The 14,195-nt window shown below is 64.7% G+C and carries 17 protein-coding genes; 9 read left to right on the forward strand and 8 right to left on the reverse strand.

Features of this window, described 5'->3' with window-relative positions; genetic code table 11:
• Window positions 1–204: 204 nt before the first annotated feature.
• A complete protein-coding gene (locus AC0L21_RS36780) occupies window positions 205–933 on the reverse strand; it encodes a glutathione S-transferase family protein (protein ID WP_473266789.1) in 729 nt (242 codons plus the stop codon).
• 38 nt (window positions 934–971) lie between these two features.
• Window positions 972–1,292 carry a hypothetical protein gene (locus tag AC0L21_RS36785; RefSeq protein WP_473266792.1) on the reverse strand — a complete coding sequence of 107 codons (321 nt, stop codon included), beginning with the start codon at window positions 1,290–1,292 and terminating at the stop codon, window positions 972–974.
• A 111-nt stretch (window positions 1,293–1,403) separates the two neighbouring features.
• On the opposite strand from AC0L21_RS36785, the gene AC0L21_RS36790 reads away from it, so the two are divergent.
• Together AC0L21_RS36790 and AC0L21_RS36795 are read left to right on the forward strand one after the other, a co-directional pair.
• Entirely contained in the window at window positions 1,404–2,102 is a 699-nt protein-coding gene (locus tag AC0L21_RS36790; protein ID WP_007599649.1) for a helix-turn-helix transcriptional regulator, read from the forward strand.
• A 13-nt stretch (window positions 2,103–2,115) separates the two neighbouring features.
• The gene (locus AC0L21_RS36795; protein WP_473266794.1) at window positions 2,116–2,439 is read left to right on the forward strand and encodes a YkgJ family cysteine cluster protein; all 324 of its coding nucleotides are present in this window, start codon (window positions 2,116–2,118) and stop codon (window positions 2,437–2,439) included.
• Here AC0L21_RS36795 and AC0L21_RS36800 read toward each other — a convergent pair.
• Complete coding sequence (locus tag AC0L21_RS36800; protein WP_473266796.1) at window positions 2,436–2,834, reverse strand: hypothetical protein; 399 nt, start codon at window positions 2,832–2,834, stop codon at window positions 2,436–2,438. The genes AC0L21_RS36795 and AC0L21_RS36800 overlap by 4 nt on opposite strands.
• Window positions 2,835–3,109: 275 nt before the next feature.
• Entirely contained in the window at window positions 3,110–3,457 is a 348-nt protein-coding gene (locus tag AC0L21_RS36805; protein ID WP_018458457.1) for a DUF3307 domain-containing protein, read from the reverse strand.
• Between the two features lie 401 nt (window positions 3,458–3,858).
• On the opposite strand from AC0L21_RS36805, the gene AC0L21_RS36810 reads away from it, so the two are divergent.
• The 4 genes from AC0L21_RS36810 (at window position 3,859) to AC0L21_RS36825 (ending at window position 7,683) form a co-directional block, all read left to right on the forward strand.
• Window positions 3,859–5,304: a TAXI family TRAP transporter solute-binding subunit gene (locus AC0L21_RS36810; RefSeq protein ID WP_473266799.1), complete on the forward strand. Its 1,446-nt coding sequence runs from the start codon at window positions 3,859–3,861 to the stop codon at window positions 5,302–5,304.
• A 123-nt stretch (window positions 5,305–5,427) separates the two neighbouring features.
• The gene (locus AC0L21_RS36815) at window positions 5,428–5,646 is read left to right on the forward strand and encodes a hypothetical protein (RefSeq protein ID WP_007605264.1); all 219 of its coding nucleotides are present in this window, start codon (window positions 5,428–5,430) and stop codon (window positions 5,644–5,646) included.
• A 111-nt stretch (window positions 5,647–5,757) separates the two neighbouring features.
• The gene (locus AC0L21_RS36820) at window positions 5,758–6,867 is read left to right on the forward strand and encodes a cyclic nucleotide-gated ion channel (RefSeq protein ID WP_473266802.1); all 1,110 of its coding nucleotides are present in this window, start codon (window positions 5,758–5,760) and stop codon (window positions 6,865–6,867) included.
• Between the two features lie 30 nt (window positions 6,868–6,897).
• Window positions 6,898–7,683, forward strand: coding sequence for an enoyl-CoA hydratase/isomerase family protein (locus AC0L21_RS36825; protein WP_473266804.1), 786 nt, complete (start codon window positions 6,898–6,900; stop codon window positions 7,681–7,683).
• Between the two features lie 198 nt (window positions 7,684–7,881).
• Here AC0L21_RS36825 and AC0L21_RS36830 read toward each other — a convergent pair whose 3' ends face one another.
• On the reverse strand, window positions 7,882–8,526 hold the full coding sequence (locus tag AC0L21_RS36830) for a glutathione S-transferase family protein (protein WP_473266807.1): 645 nt from the start codon (window positions 8,524–8,526) through the stop codon (window positions 7,882–7,884).
• Between the two features lie 83 nt (window positions 8,527–8,609).
• Here AC0L21_RS36830 and AC0L21_RS36835 point away from each other — a divergent pair, with 83 nt between their 5' ends.
• Both AC0L21_RS36835 and AC0L21_RS36840 read left to right on the forward strand, forming a co-directional pair.
• Complete coding sequence (locus AC0L21_RS36835) at window positions 8,610–9,629, forward strand: helix-turn-helix transcriptional regulator (protein ID WP_473266809.1); 1,020 nt, start codon at window positions 8,610–8,612, stop codon at window positions 9,627–9,629.
• Window positions 9,630–9,729: 100 nt separating this feature from the next.
• A complete protein-coding gene (locus tag AC0L21_RS36840) occupies window positions 9,730–9,963 on the forward strand; it encodes a hypothetical protein (protein WP_007599629.1) in 234 nt (77 codons plus the stop codon).
• Between the two features lie 69 nt (window positions 9,964–10,032).
• Here AC0L21_RS36840 and AC0L21_RS36845 read toward each other — a convergent pair whose 3' ends face one another.
• The 3 genes from AC0L21_RS36845 to AC0L21_RS36855 all read right to left on the reverse strand — a co-directional run bounded on the left by AC0L21_RS36845 (window position 10,033) and on the right by AC0L21_RS36855 (window position 12,971).
• The gene (locus tag AC0L21_RS36845) at window positions 10,033–10,980 is read right to left on the reverse strand and encodes a fatty acid desaturase (RefSeq protein ID WP_473266812.1); all 948 of its coding nucleotides are present in this window, start codon (window positions 10,978–10,980) and stop codon (window positions 10,033–10,035) included.
• Between the two features lie 15 nt (window positions 10,981–10,995).
• Window positions 10,996–12,012: an alpha/beta fold hydrolase gene (locus AC0L21_RS36850; protein ID WP_473266814.1), complete on the reverse strand. Its 1,017-nt coding sequence runs from the start codon at window positions 12,010–12,012 to the stop codon at window positions 10,996–10,998.
• A 155-nt stretch (window positions 12,013–12,167) separates the two neighbouring features.
• Window positions 12,168–12,971, reverse strand: a complete 804-nt coding sequence (locus AC0L21_RS36855) for an MBL fold metallo-hydrolase (protein ID WP_473266816.1) — start codon at window positions 12,969–12,971, stop codon at window positions 12,168–12,170.
• Between the two features lie 191 nt (window positions 12,972–13,162).
• On the opposite strand from AC0L21_RS36855, the gene AC0L21_RS36860 reads away from it, so the two are divergent.
• The coding region (locus AC0L21_RS36860; protein ID WP_473266818.1) for an MFS transporter at window positions 13,163–14,195 on the forward strand (1,033 nt) is incomplete at its 3' end.

The raw sequence follows: 14,195 nt of genomic DNA on the forward strand, positions 1-14,195 counted from the left end.
CTCTCTCCGTTCCCTCCCCCCTTGTGGGGGAGGGGCAGGGAGGGGGGGGGTGCCACACGGGGATTTTTTCGGTCGCGCACCGACCAGTGCATCGTCGGCAACGAGTACCTTTTCCTGGGCTACCCCTCTCCCTAGCCCTCCCCCACAAGGGGGGAGGGAACGCACCTTTCTCGCGGCGCTAGATGAGTCTCATTCCATCAGGCATTAGGCCGCCTGCCGCAGCGGGGTCCAGGCGAACTCCGGATAGTAAGTGTCCATCATCCGATCGACATAAGCGGTGAGGTTCGGAAATCCTTCGGCGCGACTGCGCAGGGCGGATTCGAAGAACGGCGTCAGGATCCCGGCGAGTGCACCGAAGGCGGTGGCATCGACGCCGCAGGGCTTGTTGCCCATCAGATAGGACTTGTCGCCGAGCTGCACCGAGAGCGCAAAAAGCGAGCGCACGGCGAGATCGACGTCGTCATCGGGCGCGTGCCGTCCGAGCCCGGAGAGCAAATAGTTCTCGGCGACGCGGAATTGCGCATCCTCGCGCAACTTCTCGCGATTATGCTCCGGCGCGCCGTCGAAGAAATGCGCAGGCCCCTTGGCGAAGTTGACCGGGTCGACCCAGCGCGCCCCGACCAGCGCAAAATAAACGTGATGCTCGATCATGCGCTCGAATGCCCAAGCCTGCGCGCGCTCGGCAAGCGACAGACCGGCGTCGAAATCGAAGCCGTAGCGGCGCTCGATATGGGCGCGGATGAAGGTGGAATCGGCCACCGCCTCTCCGCCATCGTCGATGAAAGGCAGCTGCCCTTTGGGAGAGGCGGGCGGCATCGCCCGCTCCTTCCGGTACGGCAAGCCCGCCATCTTGAGCTGCACCTCCGTCTTGGTGACGAAGGGGCTGATTTCCGGCAGGCCGAAGCCGGCGCCAAAGCCATAAAGCGTGATCATGAAGGCTCTCCTGAAACGACCGAAAGAGTTGAGGGAACTTAGCCGCGGGCTGCTGCCACCATGGTGGCAGCAGCCGTGATATCTTCTGCGAAACGGGCCCCCCGCCAGGCGCGGGCCATGACATGACGGACCAGCGCGTCCGCGGCCTGGACCAGGAAGCGAGCCACCACGGTCGCGAGCGCAAGGCGAAGGTCGAGGACCATGAGATCAAGGGATACGAGGCGGCCGAACGCCCATACGGACCAAGCTCGGACTCGCAAACGCAGGACTTGCGATCGCAGGACTTGCAAAGGCGGGACTCGTAGAGGCTGGCTCCGCCACAGCGCAGTGGCCGAGCCGAAATGAGTTGGAATGATCATGGACAAATCCTCTTCAGTCGACGTGTTGACCCGGTATAGAACTCCCCTGCTGCCAACATCCTGTCAGCAGCCGCGCGCCACCCTCTGAAAACCAGCGACAAGAGACCCGTCATGAGACGCGCCGACCGGCTGTTTCAAATCATCCAGGTGCTGAGGCGCACGCGTAAGCCGCTGACGGCGGACGCCATCGCGGCCGAGCTCGAGACCTCGAAGCGCACGATCTATCGCGACATCGCCACGCTGATCGGCCAGCGCGTGCCGATCCGCGGTGAAGCCGGCATGGGGTACATCCTGGAAAAGGGTTTTGACCTGCCGCCCTTGATGCTGACACCCGACGAGATCGAGGCGGCGGTGCTGGGCGCGCAATGGGTCGCCGGCCATGCCGATCCCGCGCTGGCGCGCGCGGCTGAAGACTTGATGGCCAAGATCGCCGACACTGTCCCTGAGCGCCTGCGTCCCTTCGTGCTGGAGCCGGCAAGCCGGGCCCGGCCGAGCTGGAACAGGGAACCGGACCGCCTGGACATGGCACGCACGCGCACCCAGATCCACGAAGGCAAGAAGATCATGCTGCGCTATCGCGACGAGCAGGGCCGCGCCAGCGAGCGCATGATCTGGCCGATTTCGATCGGCTATCTCGAAGCCGTGCGCCTGCTCGCGGCCTGGTGCGAGCTGCGCGGCGATTTCCGCAGCTTCCGCACCGACCGCGTGGTGGATGCGAGCTATCCCGACGAGAGATATCCTGAAAGGCGCGACGTGCTGCGCGCGAAATGGCGGCAGAGCCTGGTCTGGGGCCCGCCCAAGGATACGTGAAGGACACGTGACGATGGATGAGAACGCCCCCATCGACCTGTCGAGCTGTTGCCAGAGTTGCGGCGCCTGCTGCGGCTATTCGGCGAACTGGCCGCGCTTCTCGATCGAGAGCGACGAGGAGCTCGCCGCGATTCCCGAAGCGCTCGTCAACGCGCGCCAATCCGGCATGCGCTGCGAAGGCGATCGCTGTTCGGCGTTGCAGGGGGACATCGGAAAAGCGACCGCGTGCGGCATCTACGCAGTGCGGCCGGAGGTGTGCCGCACGTGCATGCCGGGCGATGCCGAATGCGCGATGGCGCGACGGAAATTCGGGCTGCCGATTATCGCGAGCGTTTAGGCTGGGACGGCTTCGCTGATCTCGTCGTCGATCTCGTCGTCCAGCGGCGCGAGCACCGAGAGCGGCTTGGTCGACAGCGTGATCGGCTTGCGGCCACCGGACAGCGACGGCGACGATTTCGCCGCGCCTTCGCGCGCAAGCGCGTAGAGCGTCGAACCGACACGGCCGCCGTTCTCGATCAGGTCGCGCTCATTACAGCTGCCGGCGATCGCGACCGCCAGCGAGTGCAGATGGCTGCGGCGATAGCAGAACAGCGCCAGCCTGGCGCGCGCGTCAGGGGAAACACTTTCAACCAGCCTCGGCAGGCCACTCTCGCTGGCGCGGTACATCTCGCCAAGGAGCTCGTCGCGGACCGGGCAGAAATCGCTTTCAAAGGTATCGCGGCTTGAAAACATTGCAGTTCTCCCTCGTGGGGGAAGATGCAGTGCAATTCTCTAATGAAAGGTTAACCACGCTGCCCGGTAGTCACCCGGGGTGCTTGCACGTGGGCCACGAATCAATGGGCTGGAAAGGGTTTTCTCTGTGGCCATCCTTCGAGACGCCCGCCTTCGGCGGGCCCTCAGGATGAGGTCTGCTTCTGCTGAAAGACTCACCCCTCATGGTGAGGAGGCGCAAAGCGCCGTCTCGAATCATGCAGGCCCGGCCGCCACTCCACCAGGGCCGCCGTCCCTCAGTTCGCCGCCATGAAGATGGAGAGGCCGAAGCCGGTCAGATGGTGCAGGGCCTGGTCGACACCGATCAGCGTCCAGAACCAGGGATGCGCAAGATCGACGCCGAAATTGGCCGAGACGAGGCCCTTGGCGCGGTCGATCGTGATGTGGATCACGAAGTCGATCAACGCCACAAACCAGAATTTCGGCGCCACGATCAGGATCAGCGGCAGCGCAACCGCAAGGTGAACCAGGCAGTGCACCAGGAGCGGCAGGGCCCAGCCGTGCTTCTGGTCCTTGCCGTGGGCCATCCAGGCGGTCTGGAGGACGAAATCGGCGATGATGTGCTTGAACGTCAGCAGCAACATCCAACCAATGAGGGCTTCGACCGGAACCGCCGATGACAGGGGTGGAAACGACAAGGCGCCCTCGTTGACGTGACAAGAAGAATTGGAGCGTTCAGCGCAATCTCTTCCTGGACCGGTCAAATCGCCGGGACTTGCGATTTATGACATCTCCCGCGACGGAATGCAGCCGGGGGGAACCGGAAAATCGCCAACTGTGGCTAACTGGTGATAGGATGACCAATCGCCAGGGCCGGGTTGAGTAAGGTTACCTTCGGCTCGGAATTTGCATTCCGCGGCCTGCGCGCTATCATCGTCAGCAGAGAATATCGTTCTTTTTTCAGACGTTTACGAATTGCAGGGCGACCGCAGCGATCACATCCGCAAGCCGCCCGCCACCGGAAGCATAAGGCCAGAGTGCTGCCATGAGTACTGAGGGCCCGACCTCATCGCCGATCGAGCCACCGCCCCGGCGCCCCAAGGTGATCAAGACCAACCAGCAGCAGGTCTTTCTCTACGTCGTGCTGACCCTGCTGTTGTCGCTTGCCACCGTCTGGGGCGGTCGCATGCTGGTGCACAATTCGGAGACGCTGACCTTTGCCGTCGGCACCCCCAACAGCGACGAGGCCCTGTTCGCAGCCAAGCTCGCCGCCGTCCTGAAGAACAACGCCTCGCGCTTCCGGATCAGAATCGTCAACAACGCCGACAACGCCAAGGCGATCGCCCAGTTCGACCGCAAGCAGGCCGACCTCGCGGTGCTGCGCACCGACGCCAAGGTGCCGCTGCGGGCACGCACGCTCGCGATCCTCGAGCACGATCTCGTGCTGCTGCTCGGGCCCGGAAACAAGAAGATCAAGTCGCTCGCCGAACTGAAGAAGAAGAAGGTGGCCGTCCTGGCCGAGAACGAATCCGCGCTCGCCTTCGTCCGCGGCATCCTCGACATTCCCGACGGCGCGGACGCAGCGAAAATCCAGATGGCGCCGCCGGGCGCAACGCTCGACAAGCTGTTCGCGCCGGCAAGCGGCTTTGGCGCGGTCGTCGCCATCGTCCACGCCTCCAGGGCGGTGCGAGACAAGGCGTATGAGCAGGTCGCCAGGCGCGGCGGCTTCACGCTGAACGCGATTGACGAGGCGAAGGCGCTGGCGCGCAAGATCCCTGGCATTTCCAACGAGACGCTGACTGCTGGCACGCTGTCTGCATCGCCGGAAATTCCCGACGACGATCTCGACACGATCGGGCTCGAATGGTTGCTGGTCGCCCAATCCAGGATGTCGCCGACGGCGGCCGGGGAGCTCGCGCGCACCGTCTACGAGAACAAGTCCGCGCTCGGGCTCGACGGCGGCTTTGCCAGCAGAATCGAGCCCGCCTCCGTCGAGAAGGACGCCTTCGTGATGGCGCATCAAGGGGCGGCCGACTACATCAATGACGACACCAAGTCGTTCATGGATAAGTACAGCGACCTGATGTATCTGGGCGCTGCCGCGCTCAGCGTTATCGGCTCGATCTTCGCCGCGATCTACGCCAAGATCACCCGGATCGCGCCGGAGAAGGCCAGCGAGCTCTCCACCGCCATTCTCGACATCGGCGAGCGGATCGAACACGCGCATTCGCTCGACCAGCTCGAATGCCTCCAGGACGAGCTGGAAGGCATCTTGCGCGGCGCGGTCATCGGCTTGCGAGACGGCACGATCAGTACCGACGGGCTCGACACCTTCAAGCTCGGCTACGAATTCGTCCGCGACGAGATCGGCATGCGCCGCGACTACCTCAAGCGCCATGCGGGCGAGAGCGATAAGACCGCGCACGATGTGGCCCCTGCCCAGCACGACGAAAGTAATAGCGTGGTGGTGAAGACAGCTCAGAGTGCCTGACCTATCGGTTTGAGTATCGGCGGCAACGCCTGGCCGGCACGTCTGCGAACGACCGGGGACCCTGGTCCGGGAACCGTCCCCGTCCACAACCGTTTGCTCCCGAATACAACCGGAGACCGCGCCATGCGTGCACTCCTCATCATCTTCCTGCTGGGAATGTTGGCCGCGGTTGGCTATTTCGCTTACTCCGCGATGGCGGTCGAGGGCGAGCCGATTCCGACGGAGGGCTATGTGGCGCTGGCGCTGGGGGCCGGGTTTTCCGTTCTTGTCGGCATCGGCTTGATGGTGCTGCTGTTCTTCAGCAGCCGTCGCGGCTACGACGAACCGCCGCATTTCAAGTAGCGGCACGTGGCCCGCAGCCGCGCCCGTCGTTGACGGCCTCGGCCCGGGCAGGCACTTTGGCACCGAGGTTCCAGCCGGGGACCGCAAAGACCAACCGAGCCGCCTTCCCGCATGTCCAAGCCGCTGATCTCCGCTCTGGCCCAGTTCGCGGCCGCCACGGCCGGCCGCAACATGACCAGGGCGGCCTATGTGGCCGTCGCCGTCGGCGTGCTCGCCATGGTGCTCCTGACGGTCAACCCGGCTTATGAGACGGCGCATCGCTGGGTCGATGCCCTGCTTTGGACCTGCCTCGTCTACTTCGTGTTCGAATGGGTGGTCCGGCTGCGCCATATGGCGCGACAGGGCCGCCTAGCACTCTACATGTCCTCCTCCGCCGGGCTGGTCGACGCGGTTGGAGCGTTGGCCGTGCCGGCCGCGCTGTTTCTGGGGATCGAGCCCAGGACGGCGTGGCTGCTCAGCGTGCTCTGGGTGCTGAAAGTGGTGCCGGGCATTCCCGGCCTGCGGCAGCTCCGCCGCGTGCTGGTGCTGGAATCGGGACCGCTGGTCAGCGTGCTCGTGATCTTCCTGATGGTGGTCTTCCTGGCCTCGGTCGCCGAATATTTCCTGGAGCGGGACGTGCAGCCCCAGACTTTCGGCAGCGTGCCGGCCGCGCTGTGGTGGGCCGTCGCAACCCTGACGACGACGGGCTATGGCGACGTCGTGCCGGTGACGCCGCTCGGCCGCATGGTGGCGGCGCTGGTGATGATCTCCGGCCTCGGCGTGTTCGGCCTCTGGACCGGTATCCTGGCAACCGGCTTTGCCGCGGAAACCCGGCGCGACAACTTCCTCAAGACCTGGGAATCCGTCAGCAAGGTGCCGTTCTTCGCGGCGCTTGGACCGGCAGCCATCGCCGACGTCACCCACATGCTGCGCACCATGGAGCTGCCGGCGCGTACCATGATCATCCGCAAGGGTGCGCAGGGCGACTGCATGTATTTCATCGCCGCCGGCGAGGTCGAGGTCGACCTGCCCGGCAAGAAGGTGCGGCTCGGCGACGGCGCCTTCTTCGGCGAGATGGCCTTGCTCGGCAACAATCTGCGCGGCGCCAATGTCTCGACCACCAAGGTGTCGCGGCTTCTTGTGCTCGACCTCGTCGACTTCCGCGTGCTGATGGCGCGGCATCCCGATCTCGCCGAGACCATCGATGCCGAGGCGAAGCGGCGCACGCTCGAAAACAAATAAATGGCGACAAGCAAATAAATGGAGACAAGAATGTCGGACATCACCGACGCAGCCACCGGCCCGGTGCTCGAACTCGTTGGCGCACGCGCCACCATTCGCCTCAACCGTCCCAAACATCTCAACCGGCTCCAGGCCGAGGACCTCGGCGAACTGGTCAAACTGTTCGATCGGGTCGAGGCCGATCCTGATATCCGCGTGCTGGTGCTGACCGGCACCGGGCGCGCCTTCTCCGCGGGCTATGACCTCAACTCCGTTGCCGAGCGCGCGGTCAGCGCGAGCGAACAGCAGAGCGCGGGCTCCGCCTTCGAGGTGGTCGTCAACCGGCTGGAGGATCTCGGCGTCCCCACGATCTGCCGGCTCAATGGCGGCGTCTATGGCGGCGCGACCGACCTCGCGCTCGCCTGCGACTTCCGCATCGGCGTCGATACCGCGGAGATGTTCATGCCCGCAGCACGCCTCGGGCTGCACTACTACAGCAGCGGCATCAAGCGTTACGTGACGCGGCTCGGCGTCGACAATGCGAAGAAGCTGTTCCTGACCGCGCAAAAGATCAGCGCGCCGGAGATGCTGCGGATCGGCTATCTCACCGATATGGTGGCGGTCGAGTTTCTGGATGAGGAGGTCGACAAGCTCGCTGCGATTCTCGCCAGCAACGCGCCGCAGGTGATGCGCGGCATGAAGCGCGCGATCAACGAATTCGCCCGCGGCGAATTGGACGAGCAAGCCGCCGACCAGCGCCACCGCGACAGCATGCGCGGCGACGAGATCAAGGAAGGCATCAAGGCCTTCGCGGAGAAGCGGCCGCCGCGGTTTTGAGGGGGCGGAGCTGCAGCCGCCGTTCCTCGGTGTCGTCCCGGCGAAGGCCGGGACCTATACTCCCAAGGAAGAAGTTGTAGGGCGAACTGGTAACTCCGGGTTTTCGCAAAACGTAATCCTGTGGTTATGAGTCCCGGCCTTCGCCGGGACGACACTGAATTTCAGGTACGCACCGCTCGTTCACCGATACATGCCCGCTCACGGTCCAGCCGCCGCGGCATGCTGCGCCGCCATCTCGGCATCGGCCGCAGTGATCCGCTGGAACGCCGGCCGCGCCGTCATCCGTTCGGCATAGCGGACGAACACATCCTTCTTCGGCACGATACCGAACATCATGGTCCAGCTGAACGCGACGCCCCACAGCACATCCGCGGCCGTCATGCGCTCGCCGAGCAGATACGGTCCCTTCGACAGCTGCGCCTCGAGCGCGCCGAGCATGGTGTCATAGTCGGCATACGGCGATTGCGTAATCGGTGCAGGCTCGCGCTGCATGAACTTGTCGATCAGGGCCGGTTCGAACGAGGCGCCGTAATAGGCGATCCAGCGCAGATATGGGCCGCGCAGGGCATCGTTCAGGGCGGGCGTCAGCCCGGCTTCCGGAAACAAATCGGCGAGATAGATGGTGATCGCGACCTGCTCGGTCACAAGCTGCCCGTGGTAGCCGATCGCCGGCACCTTGCCGAGCGGGTTGATGGCGAGATAGGCCGGCTGGCGCTGCTCGCCGGCCTTCATGTTGAGGACATGAAGATCATAAGGCGCCCCCAGTTCCTCAAGCAGCACCCGCGTGCCGGTGGCCCGGCTTTGCGGTGAATAATACAGCGTGATGCGGTTCGGATCGGTCATGGCGGTCTCCATCTGGCCGGCTGGCGATGGCCGTTGTAGCGGATCATACCTGACATCTTGTGTCAGGTATGATTTAAGGAATCATGCGCGCGAGCCGGATGCTGTCGATCCTCACCACCCTTCAGGCCAAGGGGCAGGTCAGCGCGCCCGAGCTCGCCGAGGCCTGCGAAGTCTCGGTGCGGACGATCTACCGCGACATCGACGCGCTCGCGGCGTCCGGCGTCCCTGTCTATGCCGACCGCGGTGCGGACGGCGGCTATCGCCTGCTCGACGGTTATCGCGTGCGGCTGAACGGTCTGTCGCAGAGCGAGGCGGAAGCGCTGTTCCTGGCGGGATTGCCGGGCCCGGCGGCGGCGTTCGGGCTGGATGCGGCGATGATTGCTGCACAGAACAAGCTGATGGCCGCGCTGCCCGCTAATTTGCGCGAAGACGCCGGACGGATGCAGGAGCGCTTTCACCTCGACGCGCCGGGCTGGTTCGGCGAGGCGGAAGAGCCAAAGCATCTGCGCACCATCGCCGCCGCGACCCTGCGCGGGACACTGATCAAGATCCGCTACCAGAGCTGGCGCGCCGAGAAGCAGCGCCGCGTCGCGCCACTCGGTCTCGTGCTGAAAGGGGGCAGCTGGTATCTCGCAGGTCTGGTCGACGGCAGCGTGCGAACCTATCGCGTCGCGCGCGTGCTCGACTGCACGGCGCTCGACGATCGCTGTGAGCGACCCGCCGGCTTCGATCTCGCCGCCTATTGGCGGGACGCAACGCTGCGTCTCGAGGCCGAGATGCATCCCAACGTCGCGATCGTCCGGCTGTCGCCCTTCGGCGTGAAACTGCTCGACGCACTGAGCCAGCCTTACGTCAGGGCGCGTACGCAGCTCGACGAGACCGCAGATGCAGACGGCTGGCGCATTGCCAGAGTGCCGACCGGCAAGACGTCGTGGCATGCCGCGGCCGAATTGTTGCGGCTCGGGCCAGAGGCCGAAGTGCTGGAGCCGGCCGATCTGCGCGAGAAGATGGCCGAGCTGACAGAGGCGATGGCTGTGCGCTATCGCGCGGCGCGGAAAACAGGACGGCGGCGCAACGCGCCGCGACCGACGAAACACTCCTGAAACACGATTCTCCCCTCCCCGCATGAACGCATCCGCGTTTCGGCTCGACCGAGATGCAGGGACACAACAACGGCCCTTTGCGCCATACTGGAGAATGAAGATGTTTCGTAAGCTTGCACTTGGTCTGATCGCTGCCGGCTCGCTCGGCGTTGCCGCTCTCGCCCCCACCGCCGCGTCGGCCCACGGCTTCCACCATCACTGGGGTCCCAGCTGGGGCTTTGGCGGGGTCTACGTCAACAGCGGCGTCAACAATTGTTATCAGGAGCGCGTCGTCCAGACCCGCCACGGCCTGCGCGTCCGCGTCGTGAACGTGTGCGCGTACGGGATCTACTGATATCTCGCATTCACGGCAAAGCCCCGATCGCACCGCGATCGGGGCCTTTGCGCGTCGAATTTTCTTCTCTTAGCAACCCTGTCGCTGCCGGCGAAACCAGGCCCAGGTCTCGCGCGTCGTCCTGATGTAGCCGCGGCCACGATGGACGATCTCGCCGTCGACGATTCCGTTCAGCTTTGGCAGGGCGTGGAACGGGATCGAGGGATAGGCGTGATGCTCGACATGGTAGGGCATGTTCCACGCAACCCATTTGACGATCGCGCCGGTGTAGGTGGTGCGCGTGTTCTGGAATGCGCTGCGGGTACGCTCGCAGCCGGTGTGCTCGGCGTAGAGATAGGGCCGCAGGAAGAACTGCCCAACGATCAGCGGCACGATCCAGACCCAGAGCAGCAGCGCCGACGAGAACCATAGCGACAGCACGAGCAGCAACGCATAAAGCGCGGCGTAGGCGCGCGCCTCGGCGACGATGATGGCGCGCCTGTTCTCGGGAATCCAGGGCACGATGACCTTGCCGGTGACGGCATGGCCGAGCATCAGCCGCAGGCGTCCGGCGACCTGAAGCACGCCGCTATAGGCGAGCGCGAGCTGGGTGTCGGATTTCGGTTTGACGCCAACGACCAGCTCCGGGTCCTTGTCCGGATCCTGGGTGTAGCGGTGATGGTCCCAGTGGAACAGGCAGTAATATTCGTAAGGCAATCCGATGATGAAGCCTGAGAGATAGCCGACGGCGAGATTGAGGCCGCGGCTTTTGAACGCGGTCTTGTGCGCGGTCTCGTGCACGGCCATGAACAGGAAGGCGACGAGATAGCCCTGCACCGCCATCAGCGGCAACGCCCAAAGGATACCCCAGGTCGAAGAGACCCTCCAGATCAGCGCGCCGACCAATACGACCAGGCCGTAATGGCTGAGGCTTTGCGCGGCGCCCCTGAGGTTGGAGCGCACCGACAATTCGCGCAGCATCGCCGGCGCCAGCGGCTTCAGGCGATGGCCGGACTCTGAAATCGTTGCGTCGCTCATGATCGGATGCCTGTCCTACTTGCCGAGAAGCTCCGCGATCTCGGCCTTGATAAAGGCCTGATCGCGCGGATTGTTGACGGGGTTACCGGCGCGATGTCCGTGCAGCGACGGGATCGGATGCAGCACCGCAGAGCGCGCGTCGACCAGCCGGCCGAGTTCGTCCTCGTTGTCGCGGACGTCGAAATAGCGGTCGGTCGCACCGGGCATCAGCAGCATGTGGGCCGTGATCGCACCGAGCGCGCGATCGAAATCGCCGTTGAATGTGGCGCAGCGACTGATATCGCCGTTCTGCCAGATCCCGATCTGAGCCAGGAGATCGTTGGCATCGCGCCGGGCAAACGCCGCGTCCCAGGTGCGGACGAGATAGTCGTCGAGCGAGGTGAAGCCCGCTTCGCGCCAGATCTCGCCGCGATAGAAACCGTGCGACATCGCCCAACCCGCGTAGACGCGCCCCATGGCGCGATAGCCCGCGACGGGCTTCTCGACGAAGCGGCCGTCGCGGAAGGCGGGATCGGCGGTCAGCGCGGCCTTCACACTTTCCAGGAAGATGTAATTATAGGGCGCGCAGCGGGCACTGCCACAGACGACAGCCGCCCGCTCGACCATATCGGGATGCAGTGCCGCCCAGTGATAGGCCTGCATGCCGCCCATCGACCAGCCATAGACCAGGGCAAGCTTCGAGATACCGAACCCCTCGGCAAGCAGCCGATGCTGGACCGCGATGGCATCGTGATAGGTCACGATCGGGAATGGCGCGGCGGTATTCGACGGCGAGGACGACAGGCCGTTACCGAACAGGTTCGGGATCACGATGAAGTAGCGTGTTGGGTCGAGCACGCCGTCGGGGCCGATCAGCCACTCCGTGTCGGTGTGCTGCGCGCTGAACGAGGTCGGATAGAGAATGACATTGTCCTTGTCCGGACTGAGCGTGCCGTAGGTCTTGTAGGCGAGCTTGAGCGAAGGGACGACGGCCCCGGACCGGAGCGTGACGTCCCCGGCCTCGAAGATCTCGTAGTCGCGCCCTGCCGTCATGGACCGAATTCCCGCTCGCCGCGGCAAGCGCGCCGCGGAAACAGCGATGCATTGATCATGCCGGTCCCGCAGACGCATCGTCGCGTCACGCTCAATAACTGTACTTATAGTCCATTTATTATGGAGCGGCAAGATAAATCCGGTCGCGCGCCGGCTCAGGCGATGGCGGCCAGATAGCGCGCGACAGAGGCCGCGAATGCGGCCTTGGCGCCTGCGGCGATGTTGCGGCCCCACCAGGCACCGTGGACGCGCTCGAAGGCCAGGGGCTCGACGGCAGCCGCAATCTGTCGCACCGCGGCTGCGTTGAGCGGCATGTAGTTCGGATAAGAGTACATGAAGCTGACGAAACGGCGATCCATCGTCACCTGCGCGATATCGCCGGTGAGCAGCGCACCCCTTCCGTTCGCACCGCGCGCATGGTGCAGCATGGTGGCGCCGGCGAAATGACCGCCGGTGTGCAGCAGCAGCACATCGTCGGAGATGCGATGGCTCTCGCCGGTCCACTGCACGATCGAGGAATGCGGACGCGTTACCCATTGGCGATCATCGGCGTGCAGATAGACCGGCACCCCGCCGAACGCCTCGCTCCAATCGGCGAGCGCGCCATAGTAATGCGGATGCGAGATCGCGATCGCCTTCAACCCGCCGAGCGACCGAACATGCGCGATCGCGTCCGGCGTCGCCAGCGGTACGCAGTCCCACATCACCCAGCCGTCCGCGAGCGGCACCAGCAGCGCCCGCTGACCGATGGCAAAGCTTGGCTCGAGCGCGATGCCGGTCAGGCCGAGATCGTCGCGCCAGACGACGCGGTGACGCTCCGAGAGCGCCTCGCGCGTGAGAAAAGTCTGCCCCTTCCAGCCGACGTACTGCCGTTCGTCCTCGCAAATCGGGCAGGACGCGGGCGGATTTTCGCCACCCGGAAATTGCGCACCGCAGGTTTCGCAGGTCCAGAGAGGCATGCCGTACTCCCGACAGGGACGATCCAACGTCAATAAGGAATTGCTGGCCGTGACCGCAAGCCCCACCGACCGGGCAAAACCTGGAACCAACCCGAGCAGCGCCCGTTAAACTCTCGTCCGCGCCAGAACGATTGGCTGAAAGGATCATGTCCCACCCGCCGACTCACGGCTGAGACCACGTTTTGGTATCGATGACATCGCGGTCCCCCTCCTCGTCTCGTATCTGGCCCCTGTTCGCTCTCAACTTCTTCATGGCCGACATGCAGTCGGGCATCGGCCCCTTCGTCGGCGTATTTCTCCAGGAGCGCGGCTGGGCGAGCGGGTTGATCGGCACGGCGATGACGATCGGCAATGTCGCGGGCATGCTGATCACGACGCCGATCGGCGGCTTCATCGACGCGAGCCGCAACAAGCGGATGTGGGTCGTGATTCCCGGCATCTGCGTGGTGCTCGCGTCCGCGATCATCCTGATCTCGCAGAATTTCTGGGCGGTGACGTTCTCGCAGGTCGCACAATCGCTTGCGAGCGCCGCGATCGTGCCGGCGGTAACCGGCATCACGCTCGGCATCGCCAAACAGAAGGGCTTCAACGCACTCAACGGCCGCAACCAGGCGTTCAACCATGCCGGCAACATGGTCGGCGCCGCGCTGTCGGGCTATCTCGGTTACAAGTTCGGCTATGTCGCCGTGTTTGTGCTCGCGGCAATATTCGGCGCGATCGCGATCGCCTGCGTGATGATGATCCCGGCCAAGGCGATCGACGATCGCGCCGCGCGCGGCAGCAAGGAGGACGATCCCGACAGCGCGCCGGACGCCCTCACGATGCTGCTCAAGCACCGCGCGCTGCTGGTGCTGGCACTGGCGCTCGCGCTATTCCATCTCGGCAATGCCGCCATCGTGCCGCTCTATGGCCTGGCGGCGGTCGCCGAAGGCCAGGCCAACGGCCCGAGCTTCGTCGCGACCACCGTGGTGATCGCACAAGGCGTCATGATCATCACATCGCTGATCGCCATGAAGGCGGCGAGCAAGCGCAACTACTGGCCTATCATCCTCGTCTCCTTCATGTTCCTGCCCATCCGCGGCGTGCTCGCCTTCTTCGTCACGGGATGGTGGGGCGTGGGGGGGGGGGGGGGGGGGGCCGGGCGCCCCGGCCCGCCCCCGGGGGGGGGGGGGCCGGGCCTCTGGGGTCGACGGCGCGCAAAGCCACACACCCAACATAGAACGG

It is taken from the genome of Bradyrhizobium sp. WSM4873, assembly GCF_055811355.1.

Bases quoted from the DNA above. Each gene is read 5' to 3' on its own strand.
- AC0L21_RS36780 (WP_473266789.1), bottom strand. From the start codon at position 933: ATGATCACGCTTTATGGCTTTGGCGCCGGCTTCGGCCTGCCGGAAATC.
- AC0L21_RS36785 (WP_473266792.1), bottom strand. From the start codon at position 1,292: ATGATCATTCCAACTCATTTCGGCTCGGCCACTGCGCTGTGGCGGAGC.
- AC0L21_RS36790 (WP_007599649.1), top strand. From the start codon at position 1,404: ATGAGACGCGCCGACCGGCTGTTTCAAATCATCCAGGTGCTGAGGCGC.
- AC0L21_RS36795 (WP_473266794.1), top strand. From the start codon at position 2,116: ATGGATGAGAACGCCCCCATCGACCTGTCGAGCTGTTGCCAGAGTTGC.
- AC0L21_RS36800 (WP_473266796.1), bottom strand. From the start codon at position 2,834: ATGTTTTCAAGCCGCGATACCTTTGAAAGCGATTTCTGCCCGGTCCGC.
- AC0L21_RS36805 (WP_018458457.1), bottom strand. From the start codon at position 3,457: ATGTTGCTGCTGACGTTCAAGCACATCATCGCCGATTTCGTCCTCCAG.
- AC0L21_RS36810 (WP_473266799.1), top strand. From the start codon at position 3,859: ATGAGTACTGAGGGCCCGACCTCATCGCCGATCGAGCCACCGCCCCGG.
- AC0L21_RS36815 (WP_007605264.1), top strand. From the start codon at position 5,428: ATGCGTGCACTCCTCATCATCTTCCTGCTGGGAATGTTGGCCGCGGTT.
- AC0L21_RS36820 (WP_473266802.1), top strand. From the start codon at position 5,758: ATGTCCAAGCCGCTGATCTCCGCTCTGGCCCAGTTCGCGGCCGCCACG.
- AC0L21_RS36825 (WP_473266804.1), top strand. From the start codon at position 6,898: ATGTCGGACATCACCGACGCAGCCACCGGCCCGGTGCTCGAACTCGTT.
- AC0L21_RS36830 (WP_473266807.1), bottom strand. From the start codon at position 8,526: ATGACCGATCCGAACCGCATCACGCTGTATTATTCACCGCAAAGCCGG.
- AC0L21_RS36835 (WP_473266809.1), top strand. From the start codon at position 8,610: ATGCGCGCGAGCCGGATGCTGTCGATCCTCACCACCCTTCAGGCCAAG.
- AC0L21_RS36840 (WP_007599629.1), top strand. From the start codon at position 9,730: ATGTTTCGTAAGCTTGCACTTGGTCTGATCGCTGCCGGCTCGCTCGGC.
- AC0L21_RS36845 (WP_473266812.1), bottom strand. From the start codon at position 10,980: ATGAGCGACGCAACGATTTCAGAGTCCGGCCATCGCCTGAAGCCGCTG.
- AC0L21_RS36850 (WP_473266814.1), bottom strand. From the start codon at position 12,012: ATGACGGCAGGGCGCGACTACGAGATCTTCGAGGCCGGGGACGTCACG.
- AC0L21_RS36855 (WP_473266816.1), bottom strand. From the start codon at position 12,971: ATGCCTCTCTGGACCTGCGAAACCTGCGGTGCGCAATTTCCGGGTGGC.